Origin of the sequence: Prosthecobacter sp. (assembly GCF_044232965.1) — a bacterium.
Taxonomy (GTDB): Bacteria; Verrucomicrobiota; Verrucomicrobiia; order Verrucomicrobiales; family Verrucomicrobiaceae; genus Prosthecobacter.
Window position 1 is genome coordinate 79379 of record NZ_JBIIKX010000022.1, and the last position, 7762, is coordinate 87140.

Genomic DNA, 7762 nt, shown 5'->3' on the forward strand with positions numbered 1-7762 from the left:
ACACACTTCATGATCCTGCCCCCTCCTTCGGAGTTTCAACGGCGGTGATCGCTGGCGCATGGCGACGGTTGATACGCACCGTGGCGATGACCTTGGTTTTGTCCTGGACATCCGGCACAATTTTCAACTGGGACACAAGTTGGAAGGATTCCGGCGTCAGCAGGCCATGCATCCAGCGGAACACATCGGGCAGGTCGCCAAGGATGGTCAGAGTCACGCCCACTTCATGAAAGAAGGTTTGTCGGGAAGACTCGTGCAACTGCTTCTTCTGCACCACGAGATTGTGTCTGGCCGCCGCTGCCAGCATTTCTTCGAGCAGTTTCTCGCTGGCCTGGTTCTCACTGGTCATCGCGGGCTGATGGGCATGCAGCCAGTCAAGACGCTGCTTCCACAGCCCGGCCCCGGCCAGCATCGCACGGGCCTCCATCTGCTTCAGTTCAAGCGTCTGCTCCCGCCGCTCAATGGCATGCTGTCGGCTCAGCAGGCGCTGCGCAAGGATGGCTCCGCCGCACAAGGCGGCCAGCACGCCCAAAATCATGAGCAGCCTGCGTTCACTGGCCTTCATGCGCAGTTCCTCCCTCAAAGGTTCCTACAGCACGAAACTCGGCGCGGTTGTCCTCGCGAATCGAGGGCACGGGGAAATTCCAGGTGTAGTGCTGCAACGGTTCGCACGCGGCCAGCCGGTCCTTGAAACCCAGCGCGTGGCTCACCGTCGTCGCCTCGCCACTGACGATCAGCTTGCCATCCTCCATCTGAAATTCCTTCAGCCGAATGCCCTCGTTTGGCAGCAGCGACACGATTTGATGGAAAAGCTCCACCGGATACATGTCGGGATTGATCGCGCCCTCCATTTCCAGCCAGTGAGCCTGCGCCTCGCGCACGAGGTCGATCTCAGGCTGTGCCACAACGACTTCCCTGTCCGCTTGATTCAACCGCGACTCCCGCCATTGCAGCCGCAGCCACCAGGCAGCGAAGAAGCACAGGTACACCATCGCGGCGGCGGCCATCAGGGACATCTGCCTGCGCTTGCGCTGCTTTTGCAGTCTCATCGCTGCCACCTGCGCTGGCAGCAGACCGCTGGGCTCTGCAGGAGGCCGCGGATCAGGACGTGGCTCCTTGATGACGGCGGCAGCTTCAAACAAACAGGCAAGTTGCGGAACGAAATCCGTCTCACAACGCGTCCAGACATGAACGGCGGCCAGTTCATCCAGGAAGCCGTGTGTTTGCAGGGCGGCGAACAGATCACGCAGTTCAAAGGCCGCGTCAGCATCCAGTCTGCGGGAGGCCAGCAGGCAGACATGCAGCAGCATTGACCCACGCGTGAACGCCACCACGAAACGTCCCAGCTCCTTCCAGACCACAAGGCTGTTGTCAGGCAGGGGCAGCATGCAGGCGCTGGGTTCAAAACGCTCCGCCCGGAGATTGATCCAGCCTTGGGAGGCGGGTTCCGCCGAAAACGCCAGAGTCCCCACCAGCACCTGTCTGCCTTTTTGCGCGACCGGCCAGTGAGTCCACAACCGCGCCCCGTTCTCACTCGTCAGGCCAAATCCCTCCCAGCGCAATGCCACGGCCGCATCGGGCGCTTCTTCGTGGTTCAGAGACCAGAAGGGAGCGCTGTCAAAAACGGCGACACCGGCTCCCATCACGCCATCAACGGCATTTTCGACGCGCTTCCATGCACCATCGGCACCACACACCCATGACTCGCTGGCATCCTCACCGGGGAAGCTGAGCACTGAGGACGATGGACGCTGAAAAGGCATGAGAGTCAAAGCTGACGTGCTCCTTCCACGGCAAATTCACGCCACTCAGTGATGCGCGCTCCGCCGCCATTGGTGCGAACGAGCACCGCGATGCCGCAACGCGCATCCCCCGCCGTGCCGGTGCTCTCGATGCGCAGCGTCGTGCCACGCAACGTCAGCAAGGGCATGACATCCGCGGCCTGCTGCCCTGCCAGGCCCAGCAATGCCAGGGCCTCCTCCAGGCTCGCCAGCGGAACATCGTCGGTTGTTTGCGGCAGCTCATCCAGCCCGTGGCGTTTCCGCACAAGCTGCTGTGCATTTTCCAGCGAAGCCCCCGTCGCGGCGGCCAGCACCTCGGCGGAGGCCATGCTCACATCCAGCCGCCCGTCACCTCTCAAAGTGAAGAAAGAACGCCAGTCCGGCCTGGCTGCCTGGAGCTCCCCTGCCCTGGGCATGAGATCAACCTCATCAAGGCTGGCTAGTTTGCGATTCAAGGGCAGATCGGGAAACCCCAAGGTGGCGTAATCGAGTTTCTCCGCGCTGTCCGGCCGACGTTTGAGATCGTCCGCATCCGTCCAGTCCATCAGCAACGCCACGAGGCTCTGGGCATCCGCAGGGGAAATGCCCCACGAGGTAAAAATGCGCTCCAGCAGCGGCAGTCGCTCTTCAGTGAGCAGTGCATTCAGGTTTAGCCGGCTTTCCTCCGTGCTGCGGATCACCTCAAAGCGCTCAATCTCCGACACCTTGCGCCTCAGCAGCGGATCGCCCGGCTGGATCATCGGGTGCGCCGCCACCGCCACGCCCATCTCCGCCAGTTGGCGTGCGCGCATCACGCCCTGACGCGCCTGCTGCATGTCGCCATGCTGCTTCGAGACTGACACCGCCGAAATGATGAGAAAAGACAGCACTGCCACCAGGCAGAGCACCGCCAGCAGCACCGAGCCTGCGGTCGATGAAGTGCGGCAGAGATGGAGACGGTTATTCACCAACATGATAAGGCATGCTATGGGCCAGGTGCTCAAGTGACGGAATGCTCACACAATCCGGCGCTGTCTGTGAGGAACGGGTCTGGATTCGCACCAGCGGCGAATTTTTGAAGATCCTTCTCAGAACTGCCAGATGGTATCGCCACTAACAATATCCTGCAATCATGAAGTTGCCGGGGTGAACCGGCAGGGCGGATGGCAAAATCCCCCAGATTTCATGTAACGTTTTTCCACCCACGGGGTATAAGAAAGGAAGAACACCCGCTCGTTTTAGGCTGGACAACAAAATCCAGTCCTCATAGTCTCCCAAAGTAAACAAAATCCATGAACAAGCTCCGCTTTTCAATATTTGCCTTGTGTGCCTTGTGCACCATTGCCCAAGCTCAGATTTACAGCCCAATCGTCGGTTTCAACACCGTCACTGCCTTGGGCAATTCGGACACGCGGTTTAGCGTGCCCTTGCACCGCTCCCCTGTTTATCAGGGGCTTGTTCAGAGCGTCTCCGGCAATGTCATCACCGTGCAGGGACTGCCAGGCTGGACATCGAACCAATTCGTTTACTCCTCAGGCAGTCAGACCAACACCTACTACTTGTCAGTCGGTTCTGGCAACAAGGAGGGCATGTATTACACCGTCACCGCGAACTCCGCTGACTCGGGCACCACAAACACGAGCACACTCGCCGTGGACACAGCAGGTGACACAATTGATGGAGGGACGGGGATTGCGAACGGAGCCAGCATTTCAATCATACCATACTGGACTTTTGCCACCCTCTTTCCTTCTCAACAAGGAATCACAACCACATCGTCGATCAGCGGTGCAGGATTATGCACACGCATCTTCATTCCCGATCTTTCGTCAGCAGGTGTCAATCTCGCCGCTAGTGGCCAGTACTATTATTATTCAGGCACTGGCTTTGGCGGTGAGGGTTGGCGAAAGAGTAGTGGTGGATTTAGCACAATTCGCAATAATGATCCTGTCTCTCCAGATGTTTACCTCATCATCCGCCAAGATGGTGTTGCCACCTCCTCCGTCATTACTGCGACAGGTAACGTCCCATCAGGCGACCGCCGCTACATTGTTGGCACAATAAGCGCAAATACGGAACAGGACAACGCTGTTGCTGTTGATATTCCTGTTCCGCTCACACTCACCCAGTCAAATCTGTTCGAGTCGGGTGCCTTTACTGGGACAGCCAGCATCAGTGGAGTTGGTGGGGATAAACTTTTCGTGTTTGACGATGCCACTGCAGCCGTTAACAAAGCTGCCTTCAAACAATATTACTATTATACGGGCACAGGTTTCGGCGGTTCCGGCTGGCGACTGACCGGAGGTGGGTTCAGTACTATTAAGAATAATGAAATAGTGTTTCAGCCAGGATCAGGCTATGTTATACGTAAGGTAGCATCTCCCACCCCTTCTACAGTAGTGTGGACAATCCCAACTAGTTTTTAACCAATTCCAGCCTCATTGGAAAACATGAACCGTCGTCTAATCTTCACCATTTGCGTATTGGTCAGCACTACCTCGCTACGCGCTAGCATTCTGTTCGACCTTTCAGGCGAACTGTTAAAAAATAATTCTGGAGTAGCCATTCCTACCAATGCGCTAATTTTGCTGGTTGCCGACACAACCAACAATGGCTTCGCCACAATCACAGATGGTTCTTCTCTGGCACTCAATGCTGCTCTGAATTCAGGAGACGATCGGGTGCTGGCGAGATTTGACCTGTCCAATAGCGGCACCGCAGGCGTTTTCGCTGAGGGGCCAAGCCTGAACTTGGGAAGTGGGTGGGACACCGGCGATCCTCTTGCTCTTCTCTGGTTTCCAGCACTTACACTGGCTTCTTCGGCTGCTTCAGCAGGAGATAATTACGGTTTATTCTCCGGGCCTGCACTGAATGGCAGCGACGCTTGGATCACTCCCAACGACGCCACTATTGGGCATAAACTTTGGTTTTTCACCAGCGATGCAACTCTCCTCCCATCCCCCCCCCCTGGATCCCATGCATCAGGTTTGGGCAACGCCTCGCTCAGTGTGACTGGTGTTCCCGAGCCCAGCCGTTCGTTGCTCGGTTTGATCGGTCTCGGCGTTCTGGCACTCCGCCGCCGCCGTTGATTCAGGGTTCTTCTCTCCATCTGATTTCATTAAAGCCTGCTCGGATTCGTTCGAGCAGGCTTTTTCCTTTTCGTCTATCTGTGATCTGAATCATGGAAAGGTGGCTAAGAAACCAACTATTTACCGGGCCAGCTCCAGAAACGCTTTTTCCCCCTGCAACAAGCCTTCGGGGCGGATCTTTTCAGCGATTTGGTACGCTTGGGAGACTTCGCCAGCAGCCACAGCCAGCAGACCGGCATAGACGGCTCTTTCACCTGTGGTGAGACCGTCCGTACCATGAATGCTGTGCAGAAAATAGGAGACAAGAAACAGGTCATCCAACCGGTAAGCCTTGAGCGCCTCCAGCAGAAAGACCGTGGCGGCTGGTACGCGGACATCTGCGTCTGACGACTTTGCCACAGTTAGCTCGAGTTTCTCCCCGCGCAGAAGACGCAGGTAATCGTAACGCAGCTCAAACCGGCGGTTTTCAGGCCATGACGTGGCGAGCCTTCTGGCAAGATCTTCAAGGATGCTGGAATCCTTCAAAGTGGCGGCGGCCTGCCAGCACTTTTCCAGCAGTTCAAGCTCTTGCCGGGAGCCTGGTTCTGCCAGCGTCAGATAGGCTTCGAGCGCCAGATCAGGCATGGCCCATTCCTCCGCCAGACGGGCGGCCCCCAGGATCGCGAGGGTGTTCTTTTCCGCCGCTCCGTGGCGGATGGCTTCCTGCACATGCTGGCGCGTCTCCTGCAGATTGTCAGGACTGAGGTTTTTGGAAGCCAGCGCCCTCCAGGTGGCCGCACGTGCGCTGGACACAGGCAGTTGGCGCCCCTTTTTCAGCATTTCCGACAATGTTGTCCAGCGCTTCTGCTCTGCCAGCCCTTGTGCCGTGAGGATGAACAGGTCCTCGGATCTCAGCGAGGCATGTTTGGACAACAATTTTTGCATCCTTTCGAACTCCTTTTCCCGTGCCAGCCATGCGGCAAAAGGCCTTATCTCGGCCGGCTTGCGGCTAGAGCGCTCCGTCTCTTCGTTCAGCAGGACTTCCCTCTTTTCCGGAGCCAGGCGCATGATGAGTGAGATGATCTCCAGCCTGTCGGCGGGCGCGGTGCCTGGATGTTTGTCCGCCAATTGCAGAAGATGCTCGGTCTCCTGCAGGGTGTGGCCGGTTCTTTTTGCCAGGAGGCGTATCGCAGCCAATCCATGCGCATCATCGCGCCGGGCCATCTCCCACAAACGGTCCTGTGCGGAGCGCTGAATCTCCGGGAATGTTCCATCAAGATCCCTGACCGCCTTGTTCAGGGCCACTCCCGGATCATCCGCGAACCTTTCGAACATTCCTCGTTCCATCTCAGCCACCTCGCGTTGCCTGCCTTCTTGCCTAAGGATCGCGAGTTCCATCTCCACAAGCGCCAGGGTGGAGCGCATGGCCGCCGGAATGAGTTCCAGTGTCTCGCGTGCTGCTTGTGTCCTGCCTTTTGAGAGATGGTCACGGCACAGCCAGATGAAATCCTCTGGATTGAGCGCTCCTTGTGCAGCAAGCCTGCCGATCACTTGGGAGAGCAACGCGGGGTCTGACCGCGTTCCTTTGAGGTAGTCAGCTAGAACACGAAGAAACTCCGGCTTGTGACGAAGGCCGTCTGGAATTTTTTGAATGGCCTTCAAGGCCGCAGGCCAGTCGTTTTGTTGCACCGCCTTTCTTGCATCCTCCAGCAGATGGCCGTCCCCCCCCAGCAGTTCGACGTCGAATTTCTTTTCAACCAGTCGGAGTCCAAAATACAGCACCACCAAAACCAACGCCCACACAAAACAGGCAAAGGGTGAAAACAGACGCTTCACTACTGAGACCAGAAGGCTGGGAGAGGACGGGGCAAGCATTGGCAAGAAAGTGTCCGAGTGCGGTTCCAAGGCCGGAGGCAACACTCTCTGCTTGCGCAGACAAAGGCATCGCGTTCGCGGGCTACAAATTCCTTCGCAGGAACATTTGTCACGGCTTTTTTCCCGTTTTAGCGGCTTGGCTGATCTTCAATGCCTGCGCTGAGAACAGGTCACTTTCTGGTTGCCTCGAAATTAAATGCATCTCAAGAGCACCTCAATTGGATTTCGGCGCTTGTGAAAGAGGATTGGAAGGACGGAAAACTGATCAAGCGGACGGTTGAGCGCAGTAACTCCGCCTCCGCTGACAATTTCCGTCCACATCCGGCATTTGCCCGCGCGGCATCGTCGCGTATCGCTCACGCCTCATGCTGCGTCGTTTTCTTCTCTCCGTCCTCGTTCTACCCTCGCTCTCCTCTGCCCTGGAGATTCAGGTTCTACCCACGATTTCGCTTCCTCAAGCCGTGCAGCAAGTCCGGGAGGCCCGCAAAGCCGGTGACGCGTCTCCTGCCACGATCGTTTTGCCCGAAGGCACCAGCGAACTCTTGCAGCCGATCACACTCGAAGCGCAGGACTCGAATCTCACGATCACGGGAACGAAAGCCACGCTGATCGGTGCGCCACTCGTCACGGGGTGGCAAAAGCACGAGGGTGAGATCATGAAGGCGGATGTGTCCATGTTGCTGCCGAAGGGCTTCATTCCAAAACAACTGCTCTGCGATGGCGAGCGGCAGATCTTGGCCCGTTACCCGAACTTCGACGCGAAGGATCCGCTCTATGGCGGCTGGGCTTTCGTCGCGCCGTTTCCGCCTGCGGGAGCGCCCGAGGGGCATCTTTGGAAACGCACGCTCTTCGTGAAGCCCGAGGACGTGCGGCAGTGGGTGCACCCCGAGGATGTGGAGCTCGACATCTTCGCGCAATACGGCTGGTGGAACTTCATCGAACCTGTCACAGCGCTCGATCCGCAGACACGCATGCTCACGCTGAAGAAAGATTGCGGCTACGACCTGCATCCGCACAACCGCTACCACTTCCAAAACGCCCTCGAAGAACTCGACACCC

At 57.5% G+C, this 7762-nt stretch carries 7 protein-coding genes; 3 read left to right on the plus strand and 4 right to left on the minus strand.

Annotated features, from left to right (window positions below):
* Window positions 1-7: 7 nt before the first annotated feature.
* Genes ACILSI_RS11815 through ACILSI_RS11825 form a run of 3 tightly spaced genes read right to left on the minus strand, consistent with a single transcriptional unit; the run spans window position 8 to window position 2728 of the window.
* Window positions 8-565 carry a hypothetical protein gene (locus tag ACILSI_RS11815; protein ID WP_395722085.1) on the minus strand — a complete coding sequence of 186 codons (558 nt, stop codon included), beginning with the start codon at window positions 563-565 and terminating at the stop codon, window positions 8-10.
* Entirely contained in the window at window positions 552-1763 is a 1212-nt protein-coding gene (locus ACILSI_RS11820) for a PilN domain-containing protein (RefSeq protein WP_395722086.1), read from the minus strand. Before ACILSI_RS11820 ends, ACILSI_RS11815 begins: the two co-directional genes overlap by 14 nt.
* 5 nt (window positions 1764-1768) lie before the next feature.
* A complete protein-coding gene (locus ACILSI_RS11825) occupies window positions 1769-2728 on the minus strand; it encodes a general secretion pathway protein GspK (RefSeq protein ID WP_395722087.1) in 960 nt (319 codons plus the stop codon).
* Between the two features lie 324 nt (window positions 2729-3052).
* Here ACILSI_RS11825 and ACILSI_RS11830 point away from each other — a divergent pair, with 324 nt between their 5' ends.
* Both ACILSI_RS11830 and ACILSI_RS11835 read left to right on the plus strand, forming a co-directional pair.
* A complete protein-coding gene (locus ACILSI_RS11830) occupies window positions 3053-4186 on the plus strand; it encodes a TIGR02597 family protein (protein WP_395722088.1) in 1134 nt (377 codons plus the stop codon).
* Between the two features lie 24 nt (window positions 4187-4210).
* Window positions 4211-4849, plus strand: coding sequence for a PEP-CTERM sorting domain-containing protein (locus ACILSI_RS11835; RefSeq protein ID WP_395722089.1), 639 nt, complete (start codon window positions 4211-4213; stop codon window positions 4847-4849).
* 120 nt (window positions 4850-4969) lie between these two features.
* Here ACILSI_RS11835 and ACILSI_RS11840 read toward each other — a convergent pair whose 3' ends face one another.
* The gene (locus ACILSI_RS11840) at window positions 4970-6664 is read right to left on the minus strand and encodes a hypothetical protein (RefSeq protein WP_395722090.1); all 1695 of its coding nucleotides are present in this window, start codon (window positions 6662-6664) and stop codon (window positions 4970-4972) included.
* 404 nt (window positions 6665-7068) lie between these two features.
* Between ACILSI_RS11840 and ACILSI_RS11845 the strand changes: the two genes are divergently transcribed.
* Window positions 7069-7762, plus strand: a 694-nt coding sequence (locus ACILSI_RS11845; protein ID WP_395722091.1) for a hypothetical protein, incomplete at its 3' end; no start/stop codon positions are given.